Raw genomic sequence first — 25,034 nt, 5'->3', positions numbered from 1 at the left:
AAAGCCCGTCTCTGTTAAATTGTATAGTCTGAAAGAGCATTTGGAATTTAATTTTCAAATGAGCCCATTTTCAAATGATTTGTGTACTTCAAATCAGTTCTTCCTCCTGAAAATACTGTATAATCGCTTTTTTCATCAGAAGAGACTGTTCATTAGGTCTTAATTCCGGAAGTTCTTCCAGTTTGTCATATTGTGGCCATCCGTCTTCGTAGTGCGTAAATTTATAGTACCCAAATGGTTCCAGCAGTCTGCAGACCGCGATATGAATTAAATTGACCTTGTCTTCTTTTGTATACTTTTGCTGGCCGCTTCCAAGCTCCTGCAATCCGATCAGAAATAAAAGTGTTTCAATCGGTGGATTTTTTTCAGTTTCGAAATTCTCTTCAAAAAACTGTTCTATCTTTTTCCAATAATCTCCTTCGTTAATCATAATTTTATTAATAATAAGTGATCAATGATAAAACCAATCTTTTATCATTTTCCTTTAGGAAGAAGTTGCTTTTAAAACTTCTTCCACTCCAATTTTTGTCTCCGGTAAGATCTCTTTATGTGTTTAGAGATTACCATTGATTTTCAATAAAAATGCATATTCCAATGCATCTTCTTTCAGGGATTCAAATCTTCCGCTGGCCCCGCCGTGACCTGAACTCATATCAGTTTTGAATAATAAAAGATTGTCATCTGTTTTCAGTTCTCTTAATCTTGCAGTCCATTTTGCAGGCTCCCAATACTGCACCTGAGAATCGTGGAGACCTGTGGTGATCAGCATGTGAGGATAATCTTTTGCTTCAACATTATCATATGGCGAATACTCCTTCATGTAGTCATAATACTCCTTGTCATTAGGATTACCCCATTCATCATATTCCCCGGTCGTTAGTGGAATTGTTTCATCCAGCATGGTTGTAACTACATCTACGAATGGAACCTGCGCTACAATTCCATGAAAAAGCTTAGGTTCATAATTAATTACAGCACCTACAAGAAGTCCACCGGCGCTTCCGCCCATGGCATACAGATGATTGGATGATGTGTAATTTTCTTTAATTAAATGCTTTCCAGCATCAATGAAATCAAAGAATGTATTTTTCTTGAACAGCATTTTTCCGTCTTCATACCATTCTCTACCCAGATATTCCCCTCCACGGATGTGGGCAATAGCATAAATAAATCCTCTGTCCAGAATAGAAAGCCTTACATTCGAGAAACTTGCATCTACCGTATGTCCGTAACTGCCGTAACCGTATAAAAGTAATGGGGTATCAGCAGATTTTTGAGTGTCTTTGTGGTATACCAGTGAGATTGGGATTCTTGTTTCTCCATCTCTGGATTCTGCCCAAATTCTTTCTGAGATATAATTTTCAGGAAAGAATGTTCCGCCAAGTACTTCCTGTTGTTTCAGAAGCTCAGTGGTTTTGTCCTTCATATTATATTCATAGGTAGAGCTTGGCTGAGTCAGTGAAGTATAGCCATAGCGAAGAACCTCAGTGTCAAACTCCATGTTGATTCCGATATACGTGGTATATGTAGGGTCAGAAAAAGGGAGATAATAGGATTCCTGAGTTTTTTCATCAATAATTTTGATCTGCAGAAGCCCTTCTTCTCTTTCTTCAAGAACAAGATAATCTCTGAAAATTTCAAAACCTTCCAGTAAAACTTCAGCACGGTGTGGAATAACATCTTTCCAGTTTTCCATTCCGCAATTATCAATTTTAGTTTTTACGATCTTGAAATTGAACGCATCATCTGCATTGGTAATGATGTAAAACTCATCTTCATAATGCTCTACAGAATATTCCAGATCATCTATTCTTGGCTGGATAATTTTCCATTCTGCAAAAACATTATTGGATGGAATAAATCTGTGCTCATCAGAAATGGTACTTGAACTGGCAATGAAAATATACTCCATCGACTTTGTTTTGAAAACATTCACGTCAAAAGTATCATCTTCTTCATGAAAGATCAGAATGTCTTCTGATGAATCCGTACCCAGTTTATGTCTGTATACCTGGAAAGCTCGTAGACTTTCATCTTTTCTGATATAGAAAACATGCTCATTATCATTCGCCCAAACAGCTTTTCCTGTTGTGTTCAGAATCTGGTCTGAGAAAATTTCTCCGGTAACAAGATTTTTGAAATTGATGGTGTAAATTCTTCGGCTGACATTGTCAGACGAAAAAGAAACCAGTTCATTGTTGGGAGAAACAGCGACACTACCTACTTCAAAATAGGTTTCGCCTTCTGCTAAAATGTTCACATCGACAATAATTTCCTCTTCATTGTTCAGGCTTTTATGCTTTCTGCAGAATATAGCATATTCTTTTCCTTCCTCATAGCGTACAATGTACCAGTAACCGTTGAAGAAATAGGGGAGAGACTCATCGTCTTTTTTGTAACGGGCTTTCATCTCTTCGAAAAGTTCTTCCTGAAAAGCTTCCGTATCTTTCATCATCTGCTCTTCGTAAGCATTTTCTTCTTCCAGATATTTAATGACTTCAGGATTTTCCCTTTCGTTAAGCCAGAAGTAATTATCAGTTCTTCTGTCGCCGTGTATTTCTAGTATTTTTTCTATTTTTTTTGCCTGTGGAGCTTTCATCCGAATATTTTAAGTTTTTATTGGGCCGGATGGAATGTTTCTATACATTTTCTCACTTTTTGAGCATAATAATATAAGAACATTTCATTCAATATTAATTCTTGTTCAAATTTAGTTAAAAAAAAGCCATCTTTCCTGTATTGAAAAGACGGCCGATTTTATATTAAGTATTAAAGACTATTTATGAAGTGCTTTAATATACTTTTCTAGTGCCATAGTCATGGATGGAGTTTCCTTTGTAGGAGCCATAAGATCTACCTTTAAGCCTGCTTCTTCGGCAGCTGCTAAAGTTGTGTTTCCAAAAACACCGATCTTTGTTTCATCCTGTTTGAAATCCGGGAAATTCTGCTGCAGAGATTTGATCCCTTGCGGGCTGAAGAAAATCAGCATATCATAATCTTTAGCTTTGATATCCGTCAGATCACTGCATACCGTTCTGTACATGATTGCTCTTGTCCAGTCCACATTGGCTGTATCCATTGTTTTTACAATATCCGGGCTCAAAACATCTGAAGATGGTAAAAGATACTTTTCAGTAGGGAATTTTTTGAATAGAGGCAGAAGGTCTGAGAAGTTTTTCTCCCCAAAGCTGATCTTTCTTTTTCTATAAACAATATGTTTCTGAAGATAATTGGCAATTGCTTCAGACTGACAGATGTATCTCATCGTATCCGGAACAGCAAAACGCAGCTCTTCCGCAAGTCTGAAGTAATGATCTATCGCATTTTTACTCGTGAAAATAATCCCGGTAAATTGCGTCAGATCTATCTTCTGTGTTCTGAGTTCTTTGTTGTCAACTCCTTCGACGTGGATGAAAGGACGGAAATCAATCTTTATTTTTTCCTTCTTTGCTATATCCAGATATGGAGAAGACTCACTAGGCGCTGGTTGAGAAACCAATATAGACTTTATTCTCATCATTGACTTTTATTAAAAAAATAACAACTTCCAAAGCAGCAATAAAGGTGCGATTTGGAGGGTGCAAATATACAAAAATTTATAATACCATTTTTCGGGAAGTATGTTGTTTTTGTGAAACAAATAGAAGAAAATCTTGAAAACTGCGACAAATACGAAGAAACTGATGTAGTATAAAAACATTTTATTTCTGTCAACAGGGAAATAGTAGTGGGTTACACAGAGAATTATTAGTAAAAATGAAAGGATGAAGTAAAATTTTGTGGAGGTGAAGTAGAAAATAGTCCACTTTTTTCCATCACCTATACTCTGGTAAAATAAAAAGCCCAAGGCTGATTTTGTGACATAAAAAAATATCACCGCCAAAAGTGTATATCCAAATTTATTAAGCTGATAACCCATAAGCTGTAGGTCGGCAATATATTTAGGAACGATTGGAATGTATTGTGAAAGCAGTACCGAAAGGGTAAGAGCAGTTACGCAGGATGTAATCATCCAGCTTGGCAGATTATTGCTCGCGTCAAAATACTTCTGAAGAAGAAAGTCTTTCAGACTTGCATCTCTTTCTATTATATTCATCATGAATACATATAAGAATATGCAGCCTGTCAATATAAAAATTACCCAGTCATTGTTCTCAGGTATTCTTACGTGGTTGATAAAGTTTTGTGATAACGGCAAAGGAATGTTTTTTGCAAAATTATAGATTATTTTGTATAAAATAAAAAGGTTAAATAAACTATCTTTGCAAACTGAAATGAAAAAACTCGTCATCATCCCTACATACAACGAAAAGGAAAATATTGAAAATATTATTTCCGCGGTTTTTGCATTGGAGGATGACTTTCATATTTTAGTGGTGGATGATTCTTCTCCGGACGGAACCGCAGAGATCGTTAGGGAGCTCCAGAAAAGATTTCCTCATCATCTTCATATGTCGGTAAGACATGTAAAAGACGGTTTGGGAAAGGCATATATTCACGGATTTAAATGGGCTATCGAAAACAAATATGACTACATTTTTGAAATGGATGCCGATTTTTCACATAATCCGAATGATCTGCCCAAACTTTTTGAAGCTTGCAGGAATGCAGATATGGCTATTGGATCGCGTTATTCCAAAGGAGTAAATGTCGTAAATTGGCCAATGGGAAGAGTACTTCTTTCTTATTTTGCATCCAAATATGTGAGATTTATTTTAGGTCTTCCGATTCATGACACCACAGCAGGATTTGTTTGTTTTTCAAGGAAAGTTCTTGAAGAGATCGGATTGAATAATGTGAAGCTGAAAGGATACGGTTTTCAGATCGAAATGAAGTTTCGTGCTTCCCGGAAAGGATTCAGAATTGTAGAAGTTCCCATTATATTTACAAACAGAATTTTAGGAGAAAGTAAAATGAATGGAGGAATTATTCATGAAGCTGTTTTTGGAGTTTTAAATTTAAAATGGAAATCATTAATCAATAGATTATGAAAAAGCTGGTCTTCATTTTCATTACACTGTGCATGTTCTCATGCGGTGATTATATCGATAAGCCAAAGAATCTGATCGAGCCTGCAGTTATGGCTGAAATTCTCGCCGATCTTGCTGTTGCTGATCAGGCCGTGTCTCTATATCCGAACAAAAATTTAGAAGCAGGCACAAGATTTGTGCTCAAAACTCATAAGGTAAAACCTGATGATTTTGTAGCGAGTTTTAAATATTATGTCATTAAAGATAAAATGAAAGATATTGCAGAAGACGCACAGAAAATTGTTGTGGAAAAAGATCCGAAGGCTGATAAATACATTAAAGATAAACTGAAAAAGACTGAGAACACCCCCTTCTTAGTAAGATAATTGAAATACAGGAACGTGATCCATTCTGTAAAAATGGAAACACTGATGCTGATGAATTAAAAGAATATACGAATGAAATTTTTTAATATAGAAAAAACCTCTGAAGGAAAAGCAAGAGCAGGAGAACTTACCACAGACCATGGGAAGATTCAAACCCCTATCTTCATGCCTGTTGGAACTGTAGCAAGTGTAAAAACAGTTCATCAGAGAGAATTAAAAGAAGACATTAAAGCCCAGATCATTCTCGGCAATACCTATCACCTATACCTTCGTCCAGGAATGGAAACAATGCAGGCTGCAGGAGGTTTACATCAGTTCATGAACTGGGATCTTCCTATTCTGACGGATTCAGGAGGTTTTCAGGTGTTTTCACTTTCAGGAAGCAGAAAAATGTCTGAGGAAGGAGTGAAATTTAAATCTCATATCGATGGAAGTTATCACTTATTTACTCCCGAAAAATCTATGGAAATCCAGAGACAAATCGGAGCAGATATCTTCATGGCTTTTGACGAATGTGTAGCTTACCCTTCCGGATACAATCAGGTAAAAGCTTCCATGGAAATGACCCATCGCTGGTTGAAAAGATGTATCGACTGGAATGAGCAAAATCCTGAATTATACGGGCATAAACAACGTTTTTTTCCTATTGTACAGGGTTCAACATATTCCGATTTGAGAAAAATATCTGCTGAAGTAATTTCTGAAGCCGGTGCAGAAGGGAATGCTATTGGCGGATTGTCTGTAGGAGAACCGGAAGACGAACTGTATAGAATTACTGATGAAGTAACCGATATTTTACCTAAAGATAAACCACGATATTTAATGGGGGTAGGAACTCCATGGAATATTCTGGAATCTATTGGGTTAGGAATTGATATGATGGATTGTGTAATGCCTACCAGAAATGCAAGAAATGCAATGCTTTTTACCTGGCAGGGAGTCATGAATCTAAAGAATGAAAAATGGAAGCAGGATTTTTCGCCTTTAGATGAATTCGGAACCAGCTTCGTAGACCGTGAATATTCGAAAGCGTATGTGCGTCATTTATTTGTGTCTAAAGAATATCTTGCGAAACAAATTGCCTCTATTCATAACCTTGCGTTTTATTTAGACCTTGTAAAAGTGGCAAGAGAGCATATTGTAGCAGGTGATTTCTATGAATGGAAAAAATCTGTATTGCCGGTTCTTAGACAGAGACTTTAAAATAGAGAAAGATCATGATCAAAATTATAGACAGGTATATTATTAAAAAATATCTTGGAACATTCAGTTTCATGCTGATACTGCTGTCTATTGTTGTGCTTGTGATCGATGTGCAACAGAAGATCCCAAGGATAGAAAATGCAAAAGCACTCGATCCGAAGCTGGATCTCATGTATTTTCTTATTCATTTCTATCCGTTTTGGATCATTAATCTTGTAGTAACCTTCCTGGCTATTCTCGTCTTTATTTCTGTTATTTATTTTACATCCAGAATGGCAAATAATACAGAGATTGTAGCGGTAATAAGCAGTGGGGCAAGTTTTCACAGATTTGCAAAGCCTTATCTGTATACTTCTATATTAATTGCACTGATCTCACTTACGGTAAACCACATGGTTCTTCCATGGGCCAATATCAAGAAGAATCAACTGGAAGCATATACCTATAATGCAGCCAATAAAGAAAAGATCTTGGGAACAGGACCTGCATCCGCCCAATTCAGTAAAACAGAATACATCTTTGTAAATTCGTGGAACAAAAGAGAAACCAGAGGTTCTGGCTTTGTTTATCAGAAGTATGATAAAGGAAGAAAGATGATTTATGAACTGAAAGCATCAGAAGTGTACTGGGATAAAGCCAAAAAACAGTTTGTCCTTACCAATTACCTCGAAAAAACAATCAATAAAAATAATACGGAAAAGCTGGGCAACGGCCTTGAAATGAGAAAAAGCTACGGACATTCTCCTGAAGAGCTTTTCCCGAACGAACTTCTAGGGCAGAATAAAACCACTCCTGAACTGATCAAATTTATTGACAGAGAAAAAAACAGAGGAAACAGTAACCTGAACTCCTACCTTAACGAGTTGCATCAGAGAACGTCTATGCCTGTTTCTATTATTATCTTAACGTTCCTTGCACTCTCTCTCGCTTCTCAGAAAAAAAGGGGAGGTCTTGGAGTTAACCTGGCAATAGGGATTTCTTTGGCATTTGTTTTCGTTTTTTCTTTTGAAGCACTAAAAGTTGTTTCAGAAAATAAAAGTCTTTCGCCTGCGGTTGCAATGTGGCTTCCCAATATGGTTTTCTTCCCACTTACCCTATATCTGTATCTGAAAAGAGCAAATCAATAAAGGAGTTTTATCTGTTTGTGATAAAAAGGTCTTAACCCGTCTTTTTCGAGTTCTATCCATAGCTCTCCTTTTTCGTCGGCCCTTTTGATGATGCCATTTTGTCTCTCTTTTTCGATTTCGAAGACTGAGATCTCTCCTTTTCGGTATAAATTAGTATTGAATCTGTCAATAATGTCTTGTTCAGAAGGAACTTTTTTTAGTCTTTCTGAGAGATATTCGTGAAGCTTGAAAACAAAATCATCAAGATCGAAAACCTGTCCCGTCTGTGTTAGAAGTGATCCTGCGTGTGATATTTCGCCAAAATTATCCTGAAGAACATTGAAGCCGGCACCAATAATGTAATAATTATCCTGATTAATCTTTTTCTTTTCAATCAAAATCCCAACTATTTTTTTACTTTTAAGGATAATATCATTCGGCCATTTTATTTTTACATCATTATCAGTCAAATTGGCAAGGAAATCCCGGATTACGACTGCGGTATAGTAATTGAATATAAAATCAGACAGCAGAAAGCGATCGGCTTTGACAGCCAGCGTATACGCGACATTTTTTCCGGCTGCCGCTGCCCATGTATTTCCATATTGTCCGCGGCCTTTAGTTTGATTGAATGTAGAGACTCCAATAAAATCTGAATTTTCATAAAGTAAAAACTTTGAAACTTCGTCATTAGTAGAAGAGCACTCTTTTAAATAAAATAATTGATCCATTTAAGAAAACTTTAAGACTTTAAAGGGCTAAAAATAAGGCTAAAGTAAAAGAAAAACAATAAATTTGCAGATTATAGATATTTTAATGAATAAAACAGCAGAAAAGCAGGCACTAATAGATAAAATTGTTGAAGCCATCCAGGACGTAAAGGGTGAAGATATTATGATTTTCGATCTTTCGAAGATTGAAAACTCTGTAGCGGAAACTTTTATAATTTGTAGCGGAAACTCAAATACACAGGTTTCTGCGTTGGCAGGAAGTGTGGAGAAGAAAGTAAGAAACGATCTTAAAGATAGGCCTTGGCATGTAGAAGGTACCGAAAACTCAATGTGGGTTTTGGTAGATTACGTAACGGTGGTAGTGCATATTTTCCAAAAAGAAGTACGTGAGTACTACGATATTGAAGAACTTTGGGGAGATGCAGTCATTACCAAAATTGAAAATTAATTTTAAATTTTAAAAAGTATAAATGAACAATAAAGGATTCAACTGGTTTTTTCCAATTGCAATCGTGGCTCTTTTGTTATTTTTCGGTTCCAATTTTTTAGGAAGCGACAGTGCAAAATCTATTGATGAGGATGCTTTCTTTAGGGAAATGCAGGCAGGAAAGGTCCAAAACGTTATAATATACAAAGACACAGAGAAAGCTGATGTTTTCCTGACAAAAGCAGCAAAGACAGCGATGGTCAATAAAACGGCCAACCAAAGCAATCCTCTTTCTGCGTTCGAAATGGCTCCTAAAGCAGATTTTTCTGTAAAATACGGAGACCTTCAGCTTTTCCTTCAAAAGTTTGATCAGATAAAAGCGACAGACGCTAATATCAAGACGACAAAAGATTATGGAGCAGGTAAAAATCCATTTATGGATATTCTGGTTTCAGCATTGATATGGATCGCGATCTTAGGACTTTTCTACTTCCTTCTTTTCAGAAAGATGGGTGGTGGAGGCGGCCCTGGTGGGCAGATCTTCTCAATCGGTAAATCTAAAGCCAAGCTTTTTGACGAAAAAGAAAGAATTCAGGTAACATTTAAAGATGTTGCAGGTCTTGAAGGTGCTAAAGAAGAAGTACAGGAAGTAGTAGATTTCCTGAAAAATTCAGAGAAGTATACCAAGCTGGGAGGTAAGATTCCTAAGGGAGTCCTTTTGGTAGGTCCTCCGGGAACTGGTAAAACATTATTGGCGAAAGCCGTCGCAGGTGAAGCTAAAGTTCCGTTTTTCTCTCTTTCAGGTTCAGACTTCGTAGAGATGTTCGTTGGGGTAGGGGCTTCAAGAGTTAGAGACCTTTTTGCTCAGGCAAAAGCTAAATCTCCAGCCATTATCTTTATCGATGAAATTGATGCAATCGGACGTGCCAGAGGAAAAAATAATTTCTCAGGTGGAAACGACGAAAGAGAAAATACCCTTAACCAGCTTCTTACAGAAATGGATGGGTTTGGAACAGACGTGAATGTAATCGTAATGGCGGCAACCAACAGAGCGGATATCCTTGATAAAGCCCTAATGAGAGCCGGACGTTTTGACCGTTCAATTTATGTTGACCTTCCTGAATTACACGAAAGAAGAGAGATTTTTGATGTTCACTTGCTGAAAATCAAGTTGGATGATACTGTTGACAGAGACTTCTTAGCAAAACAGACCCCTGGATTCAGTGGAGCAGATATTGCTAATGTATGTAACGAAGCAGCATTGATTGCAGCCAGAAATAGCCATACTTCAGTTACTAAGCAGGATTTCCTTGATGCAGTAGATAGAATTATCGGTGGTCTTGAGAAGAAAAATATGGCGATCAAACCTTCTGAAAAGAGGAGAGTCGCTTATCATGAAGCAGGGCACGCTACCATCTCATGGTTGGTAGAACACGCAGCACCACTTTTAAAAGTGACGATCGTTCCAAGAGGGCGTTCTCTAGGTGCCGCCTGGTATCTTCCGGAAGAAAGACAGTTGACAACTACAGAACAGATGTTGGATGAATTGTGTGCAACGTTAGGAGGTAGAGCCGCAGAACAGGTTATTTTTAATAACATTTCAACAGGTGCTTTGTCTGATCTGGAATCTGTAACGAAAAGAGCGCAGGCTATGGTTACAGTATATGGTCTGAGCCCGACGATTGGTAATATTTCTTATTATGACAGTTCAGGACAGTCTGAATACAATTTCGGAAAACCATATTCTGAAGAAACTGCGAACAAGATTGATGTTGAGATTAAATCGATTATCGAAAATCAGTACGAGAGAGCAGTTCAGATTCTTACAGAAAATAAAGATAAGCTTGATGCTTTAGCGAATAAACTTTTAGAAAAAGAAGTGATCTTCCGTGAAGACCTTGAAGATATATTCGGTAAAAGAGCATGGGATCCTGAATTAACGGAAAGACCTGTAACAAGTACAATTGGTACAGCAAAGGAACCTGATGAGCAGATCCTAATTAAAGACAAGGAAGAAGAAAGTGAAATTCAGGCTCCGGAAAGCCCGACTCAACTTTAAAATACTTCCAAAACAGAGTATAAAAAACCTGACATTTTTAGAATTGTCAGGTTTTTTCATATTTAAAGCTACATTTTTAGAATCTATTGTAATTATTTTCTATTTTTGTATAAAGTTGACTAAAAAAAGATTAAGTTGAATTTATTCAAGAGGATTGTAAGCAAACTTACCAACCAGCCTGAGGAAGAGGAAAAACAGAGTCTGGAGAAGCTCGGGGATTCGCTGAAAAATGCAGATCTTGACTATAAGTTTGCCCAATTGTTTACGCATTCAGGGGGATTCTTTAATTATTGTGCAGATGAAGCGGAAGCTCTACAGACTTTAAATCAAATTGTCAAAATAGAAGGAGTTAGTAATGTTTTCTGCTGGGACAAAGAGCTTCAAAACTTTTTGAATGTGGTGAAGATTCCATATACCTCAGAAATGGAACATTCTAATGATGCCGCTTTCATTACCTGTGAATATCTTATTGCATATGATGGGAGGATTATGCTTTCACATAACAATATCCTTCATTACCATTCCTCAAGACTTCCAGGTAAGATTATTATCATGGCCAATGTCTCACAGATTGTAAACAATCTTAATGATGCAATGGGAAAAATAAAAAGAAACGGGAATATCAAAAATCTTACTTCTATTAGTGGAGGACAGTCAAGTTTAGATACTTCTTCCAATACAAATACAAAACTGTTTTTATTGCTGCTTGAAGATTAAGCATCAACTTATAAATTTTACATCTTGGACAAAAACCTTATTCAAAGAACCATTTCCGGACTTGTTTACGTTGCCGTTATTATTCTTTGCACAACACCGCTGGGTGCCCAGCTGATCAACAAGATCCATCCGGACCTTATCAAGCAGGAATATCTGTATCATGGTCTGATCACTCTTTTGCTGCTGGTAGGTACTTGGGAATGCATTAAAATCATGAAGTTTGGGAAAGGCTACGAAAAATGGATCGTACTCCCCCTGGTGATTTTTATTTACTATGTTTTTTCTAAAAGATATTTCCACCACGATTTCTTTTTCGATTTCAGACTGAATGAAATACTGGCAATTTCCCTGATAGCCATTGCGGTGGTAACTTTATTCAAATATCCCAACGAACTATATTACGACAGCGGAAAGCTGATCTTTACAGTGATTTATGTAGCATTGCCTTTCAGTTTTGCATTGGGGCTGCCTAAATTTTCGAGTTATGATGGAACATTTTCGCTGGAAGTTCTTTTTCTGTTTATTCTGATCTGGAGCAGTGATACTTTCGCCTATCTTACCGGGAAGTTTTTCGGGAAGCATAAGATGGCCCCTAAAATCTCTCCAAAGAAGACCTGGGAGGGATACGCAGGCGGGGTTGTCTTAACGTTGGTTTTATCCTACTTTATACAGCATTACCAGCCAGAGCTTCGTGGCAACTGGATGGTCGTAGGTTTTCTGGTTGCAGCATTCGCTCCATTGGGCGATTTGGTAGAAAGCCAGCTTAAAAGAAATTTCGGTGTAAAAGACAGCGGAAACATCATTCCGGGGCATGGAGGTGTATTGGATAGGCTCGATAGTTTTTTAATTTGCGTTCCTGTCGTATATTTGTACTTTATTTTAGAAAAATTTATTTAATCTCATGAAACTACATAAGGAGTCAAAAGGAACGATTACCGTAGCAACGATACTGTTTATTATAATAAGTGTGTTGGCTATTTATTTTCTTAAAATGTGGTCGTTACTGATCATTATGCCATTATTGGTTGTTTACAGTTTAGTATTTTGGTTCTTCAGAGTTCCGGAACGTGATATTTTAGAACACAGAGAAAATGTGATCGCCCCGGTAGACGGAAAAGTGGTGATGATCAAGGAAGTGGAAGAAACTGAATTTCTGAAAGGAAAGGCTATTCAGGTTTCCATCTTTATGTCACCGTTGAATGTTCATATCTGCAGATACCCGGTTTCCGGAAACGTAATCTATAAAAAATACCATCCAGGAAAATATCTTGTAGCTTGGCATGAGAAATCATCTACAGAGAATGAAAGAACAACGATCGCGGTAGAAACGGCAACGAATCACAAAGTGGTTTTCAGACAGATCGCTGGATATGTGGCCAGAAGAATTGTTTTCTATTGTAATGAAGGAGATCAGGCAAAAGCCGGACATGAGTTCGGATTCATCAAATTCGGGTCAAGAATGGATGTATTTCTGCCCCTGGATACAGAGATTATCTGCAAGATCGGAGACATTACAAAAGGAGGTGTGGATGTGATCGCCAGAATGAAAGATTAAAATACATACGGTCAAAATATCAAAAGGAGAAACTCAGTTTTCTCCTTTTTTGTTTAATGTTTATTAAAAGGAATTAATTTTTATCCTCTGACATTTTAATTCGTATGATATGACTTAAAAAGACTTCGGCATGGTGAAACCATGCCGAAGTCATTATTTAATGTGTTTTTTAACCTCTTCTGTAAGGCTTATAATAATATCAACAGGTAAATCTTCCTCCATATTGATCAGAAGGATTTTAAACTTCTTTCTGCCGTCCTGAATCAGTAGAGGATGGTCAAGCCGGTCTCCATGATAAAAGCTTACGTAATGCTGTTTATACTTTTTGCTGTAATAAAGGTAGCACAGCATCTTCTTTTTATATTTAAAGAAAGGAAGTCCGAAACTTAGCGTTTCCGTAATATGTTCTGTATCAGATTCGAGAATCTTTTTTCTTAAAAACAAAAGAGTACTTCTTTCAGGCTCATCGATTCTGTAGAAGTACTCTTGTATGGGATTCATTTAAGTGAAATTTAATTCAATAAACGATTAGTCAAAATTTTGAAGTTCCACAAGCTTGTGGTACATCCCTTTCTTAGCAATAAGATCATGGTGTGTTCCCTGTTCTACAACGATTCCTTTCTCCATTACTACGATCCAGTCTGCTTTCTGAATGGTTGACAATCTGTGGGCAATGACCAGAGATGTTCTGTTTTCCATCATTTTATCCAAGGCATCCTGAACAAATCTTTCAGATTCAGTATCCAGGGCAGAAGTTGCTTCATCCAGGATCATGACCGGCGGGTTTTTCAATACAGCTCTGGCGATAGAAACTCTCTGTTTCTGTCCTCCGGAAAGTTTATTTCCGTCATCACCAATATTGGAATCATAGCCATCAGGAAGATTGGATATAAAAGTATCAGCATTGGCAATTTTTGCAGCTTCAATGACTTCTTCTTTTGTAGCCTCTGGTTTACCCATCAGGATATTGTTATATACCGAATCATTGAATAATACAGATTCCTGAGTTACCATTCCCAGAAGCTGACGGTATTCTTTTAATTTTAAATGCTTTATATTGGTTCCGTCAATTAAAATTTCCCCTTCACTCACATCATAGAATCTGGCCAGAAGGTTGGCAATGGTAGTTTTTCCACTTCCACTTTGTCCTACTAGGGCTATGGTTTTTCCTCTCGGGATAATCAGTGAGAAATTTTTAAGGATAACATTATCTTTATCATAAAAGAATCCAATATTTTTGAATTCAATCTGATTGCTGAGTGTAGAGATAGAAATCGGTTCTGCAATTTCTTCTACTTTCAGATCATAGTCAAGAACTTCAGCTACTCTTTCTAAACTGGCCATACCTCCCTGAATAGATGAGATGGCAGTAGAAAGTTTTTTCGCAGGGTCAAGAATCTGGAAGAACATTCCGATAAAAACAAGGAAAGCCTGAGGCTTCATAGTCTGCTCCTCTAAAATCTGAGTCCCAGCATACCATGTGATGATCAGGATCGTAATAGACCCAAGGAATTCACTCATAGGAGATGCCAGTTCTCTTCTCCTACTCATATCAATGGCAAATTTCTGCCAATTGCTGGTTGTTTCGCTGAATCTGTTCTTAAGAATTTTATCTGCATTGAAGATCTTGATCACTTTTGAAGATTTTAAGGTCTCGTCCACCAGTGAAAAAAGATTTCCAAGTTCTGCCTGTGCCTGATGTGCCTGTTTTTTTAGACTTTTCCCAGTCCATGATATAAGCCAGCCCATTACAGGAAAAACAATTAATGAAAATAAAGTAAGCTGAGGGGAAAGTAAAAATAAGGCGATCAATGAAGAGATAATCATAAACGGAGCATTGATAATGTCCACAAGTACCCCCATAATTCCACCTTCTACACCTCCGATATCATTGGAAATTCTGGACATCATATCTCCCTTTCTCTGTTCTGTAAAGAAAGAAACCGGAAGTTGTAGAAACTTATCATACATTGCCGTACGAAGATCTGTAGTGATGCCTACACGGTAATTTACTAAAAGGAAAGCCCCTATATATCTGAAAATATTTCTTAATAAAAAGGAAGCGGCAGTTATTGCACACAAAACGGCAAGTACATTTACGGCACCATGCTGGTCAATTTGTGTCTGTACAAAATAGTAACCTTTGTCTTTTATATAATTAAAATAGTCTCCGAAAGCTCCGCTCCATACCGGTTCTTTTCCCTGTTTTTCAATCGTCCCAAACATCAGTCCCAAGATAGGAAGCATTGTTCCAACAGAAAGGATATTGAGTAAGGAGTAAAGTATATTGAAAAACATACTTCCAAAAAGGTATTTTTGGTGGGGTTTAGCGAAATAAAGTATTCTTTGTAATGGTTTCATTCAATGAAAAATTGGATAGCAAAATTACGTAAAATTAAAAGAAAAGACGTTCTTAATACTGCTTTACTTTGACTAATATGTTTCAATTCGGTAGATTTTGTTACAAACGATTGTTTAGTTTTTACCTGCAGAAATATTCTTGATATGAAAAAAACCGCTGTTTTGGCGGTTTTTATGGTAGGTTTATTTAATATTTGACGGTGTCGTTATATTTTGGAGCAAAATTCCTGGGATTTAATTTTTCAAGTGTTTTTCCAACATTGTTGATAATACTTGTTAGATTATCAAAATCCACAACACTCACATCATCACTTTCGTTATGGTAATGAGAAGCCTTCGTCATATCAACCGTTGAGAATGAATGGGCAATAATTTTTTTCTTTACAAAGCTTACATTATCTGATCTGTAGAATAATTTTTGTGACGCATAAGGATCAGGATTTATTTTTAAACCATTTGCTGCGTATTTGTTAAACAGTTCATCAAAATCAGAAAACTCATCACCTGTCATAAATAGTGCATTTTTTCCAAACTGAGATTCTGTGGCCACCATTTCAAAATTGAAAAGGGCGGTCATATTATTGTATATCTTATCTAACTTGGCATCTGTTGAAATCGCCTGAGAGCCCAGCATTCCTTTTTCTTCACCATTAAAGGCCATAAAAACCATTGAAAATTCAGGTTTTTTATTTTTGAAATAATCTGCAATTCCTGCTAAAGTTGCAATTCCGCTCGCATCATCATCTGCGCCGTTGTAAATATTGTCTCCGGTTTTGTTACTCGTCCCAATATGATCAAAATGTCCTGAGAATCCAAGATATTGATCTGTTTTACCTTTTTTGATACCACATACATTATATACCTTCTTTCCATTATAATCAAAAGGAATCAGATAAGAATTGCCAGTACAGTATTCGAGTTTATTTTCTTTAAAAAGTTGTGCAATGTATTCTGCAGCCTTGTCATTTTCCGGTGTTCCAATTTCACGGCCCTTCATTTCATCGGAAGCCAGTGTTGAAAGTATCGTAGTTACTCTTTCTTTGGAAACTTCCTGTGCAAAGGTAAATACAGAGAAGAGCGACAGGGCAAGGTAGGATAGTTTTTTCATTTTGAATGTAATTATATTGTAATAGAATCAGTCGTACTCTTAACGGAAATGTTGCATGAAATGATATAAATTAATCACAATAAAGAGTGCATTTGAACCATTAAAAGATTTTAAACTCTTAGGTGAAATTAAGAAAATCATTTGATTTTTAAGCAATTTCATTCAAGGTTATTATTATAACTTGTTAATAATTAATAAGCTGTCAATTTTAATTTAAAAAATTCTGCTTAATTGATGCATAAAAAAACAGCTCCTTTCGGAACTGTTCTCACTCAAAAAATCGTTGTAAGGCTATCGAAGTCGGTCTACAGATTTTACGAGCCTCTCATCTCTGCGGATCAATACGTTTGCAATAAGCAGACATATCACCGAGATCAATGGGAAAACCGGCTCAATACCCTTCTCAGGAATCTGAATTCCTCCGGATAAGTTTAGTAACCAGTACGCCAATACACCAATCAACAAAACGTTTATAATAATGCTGAATGTATTCAGCAGAATTTGTCTTTTTCTGTTTTTAAAGCTGAAAATGCTTAATGCACCTGCCAAAACAAGGGCGATACAGCTTATATCAATCACCGGAATATTGCCAAAAACGTCAACATCCTGTCCTGTAACGAAAAGGGAAACTGCGGCTAAAACTGCCAAAAGAGTCCATATAGTCTGTATTCTCTGTAACATTGATTATTAAATACCTGGCAAAAATAACATAAATTTTGCACAATTCAAAAATTAGTGTAGATTTGCATTATACATATGTACTTGAAAACAATAGTCACCGGACTTACTTTTCTTACTCACAATTAATTACATTTTTACATTAAGTATGTTTAACATAGAAACGTTAAGGTCAAAATCCGTAACGGAACTGACTAAAATCTTAAAAGATTTAGGCGTTAAAGTTGCTAGAAACAGCAATGATAATGATAAGATCTTTGCCGTTCTTGACTTTCAGGCTTCTAACCCTAAAGTTGCAAAAGATTATTTCAACGCCACAGAAACCAGCATGGATACTGAAGAAAAACCGGCAGACCAACCTGCTAAGGCTCCTGTAAAAAAAGCAGCGCCAAAAAGACAACCTGCCAAACCGAAAGCAGAAGTAAAAGCGCCGGTCGAAGAAAGCCCTAAGGCTGAAGAAAAAGCCGAAGAAAAGAAGCCAGCTTCTGAAGAAGTGAAACAGGAAGAACCTAAGGCTGAAACTCCTGCTGCTCCTGAAGAAAACAATTCAGCGCAGGCTAAGAAAAAAAGAAAAAGAGTGGTAGCCAACACTGGCAATACAGAAATTCCACAAGAAAGAGCAGAAGCTCCTAAAAATGCAGAACCTCAGGAATCTGCTCCATCAGAAGAAAAGCCTAATACCCCTCAACCTCAGGCCAGATCCCAACAAAAAGGACACAATAATCCGCAAAGCAGCGGAAACCAACATAAGAATCCTAACCAGCACCAAAACCAAAATCCTAATCAACACCAGAATCAAAATTCTAATCAGAATCAGAATCCAAACCAAAATCAGCACAGACAACATGCTGATAGAAATGAGGAACATCATTCTGAACACAGAAAAGAGTTCAGTTTTGATGGGATGGTAAGTATTGAAGGTGTTTTAGAAATCCTTCCGGATAATTACGGATTCCTTCGTTCATCTGATTTCAGTTATATCTCTTCTCCTGATGACGTGTATGTGTCAACAGCACAGATCAGAAATTTTGGGCTGAAAACAGGAGATACAGTTAAAGGAATTGTGAGACTTCCAAAAGAAGGGGAAAAATATTTTTCTTTATTAAAACCTACGGAAGTAAACGGACGCGATCTTGCGTTTATCAAAGACCGTGTTGCATTTGAATATTTAACTCCGCTTTTCCCTGAAGAGAAATTCAATCTTACTGGAAATGGATCAACACTTTCAACAAGGATTGTCGATCTTTTTGCACCTATTGGGAAAGGACAGAGAGCAATGATCGTTGCTCAGCCTAAAACAGGTAAAACGATGTTGCTTAAAGATATTGCGAACTCTATCGCAGCCAATCACCCTGAAGTATATATGATGGTCCTTCTGATCGACGAGCGTCCGGAAGAAGTTACCGATATGGAGAGAAGTGTGAATGCTGAAGTGATCGCATCTACATTTGATGAAGCAGCTGATAAGCACGTAAAAGTGGCTAATCTTGTTTTAGCAAAAGCCCAGAGAATGGTAGAATGCGGACATGATGTAGTAATCCTGCTTGACTCTATTACGAGGTTGGCAAGAGCATACAACACAGTTACTCCGGCATCAGGAAAAGTTCTTTCCGGTGGGGTAGATGCCAATGCATTGCACAAACCGAAAAGATTCTTCGGGGCGGCCAGAAAAATTGAAGGGGGTGGATCATTAACGATTATTGCTACAGCACTTATCGATACAGGTTCTAAAATGGACGAAGTAATCTTTGAAGAATTCAAAGGAACGGGTAACATGGAACTTCAGCTGGACAGAAAAATTGCGAACAGAAGAATTTATCCTGCGATCGATCTTGTATCTTCAAGTACACGTAGAGACGATCTTCTTTTAGATGAAGTAACTTCTCAGAGAATGTGGATTTTCAGAAAATACCTTTCTGAAATGAATCCAGTAGAAGCCATGGAATTTGTCAATAAAAACATCAGAGGAACTTTAAATAACGAAGAATTCCTGATGTCTATGAATAAATAGATTAATTTAATTGTTGTTAAATAAAAAGCACGGAGATCACATATCTTCGTGCTTTTTTATTGAAAGGGAGGTTGTAATAACTTCCGTCTGATTTATTATTTTCATTCCCTTAAAATTTAATTCATTCTAAATCAATATATCAATGTTAAAGATTTATTAAAGTAATCCCTAATTGTTGATAATCGCTTAAATATTGGCTAAATTTGGATTATAACATTAAAAATAAAAATTATGTCATTTGAATTACCAAAACTAGGATATGCATATGATGCATTGGAGCCGACTATCGATGCAAAAACTATGGAGATCCATTATACAAAACATCACCAGGCGTATATTGACAATTTAAATAAAGCAATCGAAGGAACTGAATTGGCAGGTAAAACGATCGAAGAGATCTGCCAGACAGGAACTGATAAACCGGCAGTAAGAAATAACGGAGGAGGACATTTCAACCACTCTTTGTTCTGGGAGATCTTAACTCCTGGCGGAAGTGCTGAGCCTGTAGGAAACGTAAAAGCAGCCATTGAAGCTTACGGAGGTCTTGAAAAATTCAAAACAGATTTTTCTGATGCAGCTAAAACAAGATTTGGTTCAGGATGGGCTTGGTTGGTAAAAAATGCAGACGGATCTGTATCTGTTTCTTCTACTCCAAATCAGGATAATCCATTAATGCCTGTTGCAGACGTTAAAGGAACTCCGGTTTTAGGATTAGATGTTTGGGAGCACGCTTATTATTTAAACTACCAAAACAGAAGACCTGATTATGTTTCTGCTTTCTTCAGTGTAGTAAACTGGGATAAAGTAGAAGAGTTATTTAACAAATAATTTTCAGCTATTATAAAAGTAAAAGGTTCAGAATTTCTTCTGAACCTTTTTTATTATCAATGAATTGAATTGGTATTCTTGAGTCGGCCGATTTTATCGGGTTGCATCAATTCCGGAAAGTCCATTCATTTTCAATCCATACTTCCAGCTTACAAAAGCAAAAACCTGATAGAGTTTGTATTCAAATTTGATCCCGTAATTTTCTCTGGGGTCATAATCTATTCCGGATTCTATAATATTCCGGTATTTTCCCGAACTGTAGTAAGAATTCCATTCACTGACCAGGAATCTGTTTTTGGATTTCAAATAGGATTCTGAATACTGGCTTATGGGTTGGGCTATTGCATTTAAAAAGTAGTCGAACTGAGTATCAATCACTGTAAGATCCCATTCATCATCATCATTTTTTGATGGCTTTATTTCGGATGGGTCATCACTGTTCTTAGTCTTGCTTTGAGAAAAGCAGCTCAAAGGAACAAAGAGGAATAATACGATTGTGATTATATTTTTCATAACAACAAATATCAGTATAAAAAAATAAGCACTCAATTGAGTGCTTATTTAAATTTTTATGGTTCTTTCTGAAGAATTACAAATGCCGGAAAGTGGTCACTGTATCCTCCTGTAAACTGATCTCCGTTCCAGGATCTGAAAGGATAACCCTTGTAATTTCCTTCTTTATTCACCAGATAAGCCGGAGCAAAGATCTCTGCTTTGTATACTGAATATTCTTTGGTTACCTGGTCAGACATTAAGTTTTTAGAAACAATGATCTGATCAAAAAGGTTAGGCGCATCCTGATACGCTAATGAAGCAATTCCTTTCTTATATAATGGATACATTAAATTAAGATAGGGAGCTTCTTCAGTTAGATCTTTAGGGCTTGCAGCTGCTTTTAAATGGTTCTTTAAACTTGGACTTACCGGATCATCATTAAAATCACCCATAGCAAAAAGCTTGGTAGAAGGATCTGCTGTTCTGATACTGTCCATCTGCTGTTTCAATAAAGCCGCAGCGGCATTTCTTTTAGGTAATGAAATAGCTTCACCCCCTCTTCTTGAAGGCCAGTGATTCATAAAGAATGCCACTTTCTCATTGTCAAGGAAACCTGTTACCACCAAAATATCTCTGGTGTATTCTCTTTTTCCGTTGTCACCAAAGATTTTCAATTCTTTTTTTAATGAATTGGTTGGGGTAAATCTTCTTTTCTGATAGATTAAAGCAACATCAATTCCTCTGTAATCATAAGAATTGTAATGAATAATTCCGTAATCATATTTAGCAAGAGCAGGCTGCTTTACAAGGTCCTCTATTACCTGTCTGTTTTCTACCTCAATAAGTCCTACTACAGCAGGAGCTGTTTTGGTATATTGTGCACCCATTTCAGCAATTACTTTTGCCTCATTGGCCAATTTAGCCTTATATATTTTAGTAGTATAATTTTTTGCGCTTTTTGGCGTGAACTCTTCAGCTCCACTTTGGTATCTTACTGCTTTTTTGCCAATTAGGGCACCATCACTCCATGGCCCATCATATTTTTCTGCTTCTAAAAACTGGATGGAATCAATGGGGATGCTTCTGTGGAAAGCCGGATTACGAATGTCTTTGGTGCCATCAATATAATCAGCAGAACGTATAGTATCCCAAAGGTTTTCTACATTCAAAAAACCAACAGCAGCCACTTTTCTCAGTTTCCCCTGTTGTGCAAAAGCCATGATCGAAAAAACGACGGCCATAAAACTCATAAATCTCTTCATCCTCTAGAGTATTAATATTATTTAAACGACAAATTTACTTTTTTTTAATTCAACCCATTTTAAATATTTGTAAATTTAAAACAATATAAAATAATTCTCTTACATAATGAATCATAAAAGTTTGCAATGTTAAGAAAAAATAAAGTTAAAAAAGTTGGAAATTCTAAATTTTGACTAAATTTGTGCCCCCAACTTTTAAACTGTTGAAAACTAATAAGAAAAGTATTAAAAAAAATAAATATACTCATGATTAAAAAACTATCATTAGTCTCTTTGTTTACTTTACTTCCTGCTTCATTTTATTTTGCGCAGACCACTGTGTTTGCGTATCTTAAGGATGCTGACGGAAAGCCTGTTGAAAGGGCAGAGGTAGATCTTAAAGAGAGTGAAAATGATGTAACGGCTGATAAAATTGGATATTTCCAGTTTGTAGACCTGAAGCCGGGCCATTATCAAATTATGATTACGAAACCAAACTTCGAAACCAAAATGATGGAGTTTGACGTAACCGATGAGAAAAGAAAGGATTTAGGGGTAATTACCCTTTATTCTGCACTTACAAACGCAGATCAGGGATTGGCCATTATTGAAAATAGTGGAGATGGCGAAGATAGTAATAGCGGACAGACTTCTACAGTAGGTTTACTGCAGTCTTCTCAGGATGTTTTCAGTAGAATTGCAGCATTTGATCTGGGTTTTTACTGGTTCCGTCCAAGAGGAATCGACGGGAGATCAGTAGAATCTATGATGAATGGTGTTTCTATGGTGGAATCTGATAATGGTAATGTTGATTTTGGAAACTGGGGTGGACTTAATGAGATCACAAGATATCCTGAAATTTCAGCAAATCATGCGCCATCAGAATATGCATTTGGTGGAAACAGTTCGGTTATTTATAAAAATACAAAAGCCAGTGAGTATAGAAAGGGAAGTCAACTGACCTATTCACTGACTAACAGAAACTATACCAACAGACTTTCTTACAGATTCTCTTCAGGGATGAATAAAAAAGGATGGGCTTTTACCGGAATGATCGCCAGAAGATGGGCTCAGGAAGGAATACAGGATGGAACTTCTTATGACGCATACAGTGGTTATCTTGGAATTGAAAAGAAATTCAGTGACAATCATACCCTGACATTTAATGCAATTGGTTCCAAATACACAAGAAGCACTGCCAGTCCGAATACTCAGGAAGTATATGATTTCAGAGGAATTCATTACAACTCCTATTGGGGATGGCAAGGTGGAGAGAAAAGAAATGAGAGGGTAAGAAGAGGTTTCCAGCCGCTGCTTCAATTGCAGGATTTCTGGAAAATTAACAAGAACTCTCAATTATGGACCTCTGTTTCCTATCAGTTTGGTAAAGACTATAGTTCAAGACTTGATTGGTACAGAGCTAATAACCCATCACCTACTTATTACCGTAATCTGCCTAGCTATTGGTTGAATTTCAAGAATCCTGCTCCGTCTCAGGCTGAGAATATAGGAATTTGGAATGACAGATGGACTAATAATGATGAGGCCTACACACAGATCAACTGGGATAATCTTTATGCTGCCAACAGAAGTGAAAATCTTTACGATTCTCAATTTGGTGGGAACAGAGCGGCATATTATCTTGTGGATGATGTAAAGGATGATAAAACATTCAATGCGTCTACCCATTATACATATAACTTTACTGATACTTCACGTTTCATTTTAAACCTGTCTTATCAAAATTATAAATCTGAGCAGTATAGAGAGGTAAACGATTTGTTAGGTGCTGATTTTGCCCTGAATATGGATCCGTTTGGACCTAATACCAATGCAGGTAAATTCTACGCCAAGTATAACGTCAATGAAGATGATGCTTCTGTTGCGAAAAGAGAAGGAGATAAGATTGGATACAGTTATATTTTCAGAAGACAGGAAGTAAAAATAAATCCTGCATTTAAATTCTCAACAGGTAAATTTGATGTTTTTGTTTCCGGAATGTTCGGATATACGAACAACAGCAGAGAAGGCTTATTCCAGCATTACCTGTATCCGTCATCTTACGGAAAAGGAGGGGATAAAAACTTCTGGAATGTAGGGGTAAAAGGTCAGGTTACCTATAGAATCAATGGTAGAAATTTCTTGGTATATAACGGAGCTTACTTTTCTCAGTCTCCATTCCTGAATGATATTTACTTTAATACAAGAGTAAGTGGGGTTACCACTCCAAATATCAAGAATGTTGTGATTGATGCCAATGATTTAAGTTACGTAATATCTACGCCAATTGTTAAAATTAGGTTAACTGGATATCTTGTTAATACTCAGAATGAAACAAGCGTTCAAAGATATTTTGCGCAAGGAGTTAAATTAACGACACTTACAGAAAGTGGAGAACAGGCTCCTGTTCAGGATGGTGCTTTTATTACTCAGGTACTTGCAGGTGCTAATAAGAGAAATATGGGTATTGAGCTTGGTGCACAGGTGAAAATTACGCCTACCTTAACGGCCAATGGTTTGTTAAGTTTAGGACAATACACGTATACCAATAATCCTACTGTTTATTTTGCATCAGACGCTGTTGGAACATTCAGAGAACTTGATGGAAATGGAAATCTTGTATCAAGATCTTATACCAATATGGGAGAAGCTACCTTGAAAAACTACAGACAGGGAGGAACGCCTCAGGAGGCTTATAACTTAGGTCTTAGATATAGCAGTCCTAAATACTGGTGGGTAGGAGCAAGCTGGAACTATTTTGGACATTCGTTCCTGGATCCATCTCCTGTAACCAGAACAGAAAGATTTTATTCTAATCCAAGTACACCGGGAGTACCTTACGATAATGTAACCCCTGAAGAATTGGCCAGAGTACTTACTCCTACAAAACTTCCGAGTGAATTCTTCCTGAATGCCAATGCTGGTAAATCATGGATGATCGGTAAATACTATGTATTGGTGTCTGCATCTGTTAATAATATCCTTAATAATAAAAACTATATTACTGGAGGGTTTGAGCAGACGAGAAATGTAAACTATACGGATTATTCAAATGATTACGATAGTGGAAATATGGTATTTGCTCCTAAATACTGGTACTCTCAGGGAAGATCTTACTTTGTTAATCTTCAATTTAGATTCTAATCAATAAATTTAAA

The 25,034-nt window shown here is 36.8% G+C and carries 23 protein-coding genes; 12 read left to right on the top strand and 11 right to left on the bottom strand.

Going from position 1 to position 25,034, the window contains the following annotated elements; translation table 11 throughout:
- Positions 1-88: 88 nt before the first annotated feature.
- From IW16_RS02025 to IW16_RS02010, 4 genes are all read right to left on the bottom strand, one after another.
- Positions 89-430 carry a hypothetical protein gene (locus IW16_RS02025; protein WP_034739184.1) on the bottom strand — a complete coding sequence of 114 codons (342 nt, stop codon included), beginning with the start codon at positions 428-430 and terminating at the stop codon, positions 89-91.
- A gap of 123 nt (positions 431-553) precedes the next feature.
- Entirely contained in the window at positions 554-2,599 is a 2,046-nt protein-coding gene (locus IW16_RS02020) for a S9 family peptidase (protein WP_034739182.1), read from the bottom strand.
- A gap of 177 nt (positions 2,600-2,776) precedes the next feature.
- Entirely contained in the window at positions 2,777-3,517 is a 741-nt protein-coding gene (locus tag IW16_RS02015) for a uroporphyrinogen-III synthase (protein WP_034740481.1), read from the bottom strand.
- A gap of 12 nt (positions 3,518-3,529) precedes the next feature.
- A complete protein-coding gene (locus IW16_RS02010) occupies positions 3,530-4,198 on the bottom strand; it encodes a DUF4271 domain-containing protein (RefSeq protein ID WP_051889847.1) in 669 nt (222 codons plus the stop codon).
- A gap of 76 nt (positions 4,199-4,274) precedes the next feature.
- Between IW16_RS02010 and IW16_RS02005 the strand changes: the two genes are divergently transcribed.
- From IW16_RS02005 to IW16_RS01990, 4 genes are all read left to right on the top strand, one after another.
- Positions 4,275-4,991, top strand: a complete 717-nt coding sequence (locus IW16_RS02005; RefSeq protein WP_034739181.1) for a polyprenol monophosphomannose synthase — start codon at positions 4,275-4,277, stop codon at positions 4,989-4,991.
- Positions 4,988-5,356 (top strand): DUF4296 domain-containing protein, encoded by a 369-nt coding sequence (locus tag IW16_RS02000; protein ID WP_034739179.1) that lies wholly within the window; start codon positions 4,988-4,990, stop codon positions 5,354-5,356. Before IW16_RS02005 ends, IW16_RS02000 begins: the two co-directional genes overlap by 4 nt.
- 72 nt (positions 5,357-5,428) lie before the next feature.
- Positions 5,429-6,559: a tRNA guanosine(34) transglycosylase Tgt gene (gene tgt / locus IW16_RS01995; protein ID WP_034739176.1), complete on the top strand. Its 1,131-nt coding sequence runs from the start codon at positions 5,429-5,431 to the stop codon at positions 6,557-6,559.
- Positions 6,560-6,576: 17 nt separating this feature from the next.
- Complete coding sequence (locus IW16_RS01990; RefSeq protein WP_034740478.1) at positions 6,577-7,686, top strand: LptF/LptG family permease; 1,110 nt, start codon at positions 6,577-6,579, stop codon at positions 7,684-7,686.
- On the opposite strand, the gene IW16_RS01985 is transcribed toward IW16_RS01990, so the two are convergent.
- Positions 7,680-8,396, bottom strand: a complete 717-nt coding sequence (locus tag IW16_RS01985; RefSeq protein ID WP_034739173.1) for a biotin--[acetyl-CoA-carboxylase] ligase — start codon at positions 8,394-8,396, stop codon at positions 7,680-7,682. The genes IW16_RS01990 and IW16_RS01985 overlap by 7 nt on opposite strands.
- Before the next feature lie 85 nt (positions 8,397-8,481).
- Between IW16_RS01985 and rsfS the strand changes: the two genes are divergently transcribed.
- The 5 genes from rsfS (at position 8,482) to IW16_RS01960 (ending at position 13,154) form a co-directional block, all read left to right on the top strand.
- Positions 8,482-8,844: a ribosome silencing factor gene (gene rsfS / locus IW16_RS01980; protein ID WP_034739170.1), complete on the top strand. Its 363-nt coding sequence runs from the start codon at positions 8,482-8,484 to the stop codon at positions 8,842-8,844.
- Positions 8,845-8,866: 22 nt separating this feature from the next.
- A complete protein-coding gene (gene ftsH / locus IW16_RS01975; RefSeq protein ID WP_034739167.1) occupies positions 8,867-10,882 on the top strand; it encodes an ATP-dependent zinc metalloprotease FtsH in 2,016 nt (671 codons plus the stop codon).
- A gap of 135 nt (positions 10,883-11,017) precedes the next feature.
- A complete protein-coding gene (locus IW16_RS01970) occupies positions 11,018-11,599 on the top strand; it encodes an LUD domain-containing protein (RefSeq protein WP_034739164.1) in 582 nt (193 codons plus the stop codon).
- Positions 11,600-11,623: 24 nt separating this feature from the next.
- Positions 11,624-12,496 (top strand): phosphatidate cytidylyltransferase, encoded by an 873-nt coding sequence (locus tag IW16_RS01965; protein ID WP_034739162.1) that lies wholly within the window; start codon positions 11,624-11,626, stop codon positions 12,494-12,496.
- Between the two features lie 4 nt (positions 12,497-12,500).
- Positions 12,501-13,154 (top strand): phosphatidylserine decarboxylase family protein, encoded by a 654-nt coding sequence (locus tag IW16_RS01960; RefSeq protein WP_034739160.1) that lies wholly within the window; start codon positions 12,501-12,503, stop codon positions 13,152-13,154.
- A 153-nt stretch (positions 13,155-13,307) separates the two neighbouring features.
- On the opposite strand, the gene IW16_RS01955 is transcribed toward IW16_RS01960, so the two are convergent.
- The 4 genes from IW16_RS01955 to IW16_RS01940 form a co-directional block, all read right to left on the bottom strand.
- Complete coding sequence (locus IW16_RS01955) at positions 13,308-13,655, bottom strand: DUF1801 domain-containing protein (protein WP_034739158.1); 348 nt, start codon at positions 13,653-13,655, stop codon at positions 13,308-13,310.
- Between the two features lie 27 nt (positions 13,656-13,682).
- Positions 13,683-15,515 (bottom strand): ABC transporter ATP-binding protein, encoded by a 1,833-nt coding sequence (locus tag IW16_RS01950; protein ID WP_034739156.1) that lies wholly within the window; start codon positions 15,513-15,515, stop codon positions 13,683-13,685.
- Between the two features lie 187 nt (positions 15,516-15,702).
- Positions 15,703-16,623 (bottom strand): M28 family peptidase, encoded by a 921-nt coding sequence (locus IW16_RS01945; protein ID WP_034739154.1) that lies wholly within the window; start codon positions 16,621-16,623, stop codon positions 15,703-15,705.
- A gap of 291 nt (positions 16,624-16,914) precedes the next feature.
- The gene (locus IW16_RS01940; protein ID WP_034739152.1) at positions 16,915-17,304 is read right to left on the bottom strand and encodes a DUF4293 domain-containing protein; all 390 of its coding nucleotides are present in this window, start codon (positions 17,302-17,304) and stop codon (positions 16,915-16,917) included.
- A 145-nt stretch (positions 17,305-17,449) separates the two neighbouring features.
- Here IW16_RS01940 and rho point away from each other — a divergent pair, with 145 nt between their 5' ends.
- Together rho and IW16_RS01930 are read left to right on the top strand one after the other, a co-directional pair.
- Positions 17,450-19,312, top strand: coding sequence for a transcription termination factor Rho (gene rho, locus IW16_RS01935; protein WP_034739149.1), 1,863 nt, complete (start codon positions 17,450-17,452; stop codon positions 19,310-19,312).
- Positions 19,313-19,543: 231 nt separating this feature from the next.
- A complete protein-coding gene (locus tag IW16_RS01930) occupies positions 19,544-20,140 on the top strand; it encodes a superoxide dismutase (RefSeq protein WP_034739147.1) in 597 nt (198 codons plus the stop codon).
- A 93-nt stretch (positions 20,141-20,233) separates the two neighbouring features.
- Here IW16_RS01930 and IW16_RS01925 read toward each other — a convergent pair whose 3' ends face one another.
- Both IW16_RS01925 and IW16_RS01920 read right to left on the bottom strand, forming a co-directional pair.
- Positions 20,234-20,653 (bottom strand): DUF6146 family protein, encoded by a 420-nt coding sequence (locus tag IW16_RS01925; protein ID WP_034739144.1) that lies wholly within the window; start codon positions 20,651-20,653, stop codon positions 20,234-20,236.
- Positions 20,654-20,709: 56 nt separating this feature from the next.
- A complete protein-coding gene (locus tag IW16_RS01920; RefSeq protein ID WP_034739142.1) occupies positions 20,710-21,897 on the bottom strand; it encodes an endonuclease/exonuclease/phosphatase family protein in 1,188 nt (395 codons plus the stop codon).
- A 246-nt stretch (positions 21,898-22,143) separates the two neighbouring features.
- On the opposite strand from IW16_RS01920, the gene IW16_RS01915 reads away from it, so the two are divergent.
- Positions 22,144-25,020 carry a carboxypeptidase regulatory-like domain-containing protein gene (locus tag IW16_RS01915; protein WP_034739139.1) on the top strand — a complete coding sequence of 959 codons (2,877 nt, stop codon included), beginning with the start codon at positions 22,144-22,146 and terminating at the stop codon, positions 25,018-25,020.
- Positions 25,021-25,034 lie beyond the last annotated feature (14 nt).

Origin of the sequence: Chryseobacterium vrystaatense, from assembly GCF_000737765.1 — a bacterium.
Taxonomy (GTDB): Bacteria; Bacteroidota; Bacteroidia; order Flavobacteriales; family Weeksellaceae; genus Chryseobacterium; species Chryseobacterium vrystaatense.
The sequence above is the reverse complement of the archived record's forward strand: the minus strand, read 5'-3'. Positions and strand labels throughout refer to the sequence as shown.

Excerpts from the sequence above, each read along its gene's own strand:
- IW16_RS01950 (WP_034739156.1), bottom strand. The coding sequence starts at position 15,515 with ATGAAACCATTACAAAGAATACTTTATTTCGCTAAACCCCACCAAAAA.
- IW16_RS01985 (WP_034739173.1), bottom strand. The coding sequence starts at position 8,396 with ATGGATCAATTATTTTATTTAAAAGAGTGCTCTTCTACTAATGACGAA.
- IW16_RS01960 (WP_034739160.1), top strand. The coding sequence starts at position 12,501 with ATGAAACTACATAAGGAGTCAAAAGGAACGATTACCGTAGCAACGATA.
- IW16_RS02000 (WP_034739179.1), top strand. The coding sequence starts at position 4,988 with ATGAAAAAGCTGGTCTTCATTTTCATTACACTGTGCATGTTCTCATGC.
- tgt (WP_034739176.1), top strand. The coding sequence starts at position 5,429 with ATGAAATTTTTTAATATAGAAAAAACCTCTGAAGGAAAAGCAAGAGCA.
- IW16_RS01955 (WP_034739158.1), bottom strand. The coding sequence starts at position 13,655 with ATGAATCCCATACAAGAGTACTTCTACAGAATCGATGAGCCTGAAAGA.
- IW16_RS02005 (WP_034739181.1), top strand. The coding sequence starts at position 4,275 with ATGAAAAAACTCGTCATCATCCCTACATACAACGAAAAGGAAAATATT.
- IW16_RS01930 (WP_034739147.1), top strand. The coding sequence starts at position 19,544 with ATGTCATTTGAATTACCAAAACTAGGATATGCATATGATGCATTGGAG.
- rsfS (WP_034739170.1), top strand. The coding sequence starts at position 8,482 with ATGAATAAAACAGCAGAAAAGCAGGCACTAATAGATAAAATTGTTGAA.
- ftsH (WP_034739167.1), top strand. The coding sequence starts at position 8,867 with ATGAACAATAAAGGATTCAACTGGTTTTTTCCAATTGCAATCGTGGCT.
- rho (WP_034739149.1), top strand. The coding sequence starts at position 17,450 with ATGTTTAACATAGAAACGTTAAGGTCAAAATCCGTAACGGAACTGACT.
- IW16_RS02020 (WP_034739182.1), bottom strand. The coding sequence starts at position 2,599 with ATGAAAGCTCCACAGGCAAAAAAAATAGAAAAAATACTAGAAATACAC.
- IW16_RS02015 (WP_034740481.1), bottom strand. The coding sequence starts at position 3,517 with ATGAGAATAAAGTCTATATTGGTTTCTCAACCAGCGCCTAGTGAGTCT.
- IW16_RS01925 (WP_034739144.1), bottom strand. The coding sequence starts at position 20,653 with ATGAAAAATATAATCACAATCGTATTATTCCTCTTTGTTCCTTTGAGC.
- IW16_RS02025 (WP_034739184.1), bottom strand. The coding sequence starts at position 430 with ATGATTAACGAAGGAGATTATTGGAAAAAGATAGAACAGTTTTTTGAA.
- IW16_RS01920 (WP_034739142.1), bottom strand. The coding sequence starts at position 21,897 with ATGAAGAGATTTATGAGTTTTATGGCCGTCGTTTTTTCGATCATGGCT.
- IW16_RS01945 (WP_034739154.1), bottom strand. The coding sequence starts at position 16,623 with ATGAAAAAACTATCCTACCTTGCCCTGTCGCTCTTCTCTGTATTTACC.
- IW16_RS01915 (WP_034739139.1), top strand. The coding sequence starts at position 22,144 with ATGATTAAAAAACTATCATTAGTCTCTTTGTTTACTTTACTTCCTGCT.
- IW16_RS01940 (WP_034739152.1), bottom strand. The coding sequence starts at position 17,304 with ATGTTACAGAGAATACAGACTATATGGACTCTTTTGGCAGTTTTAGCC.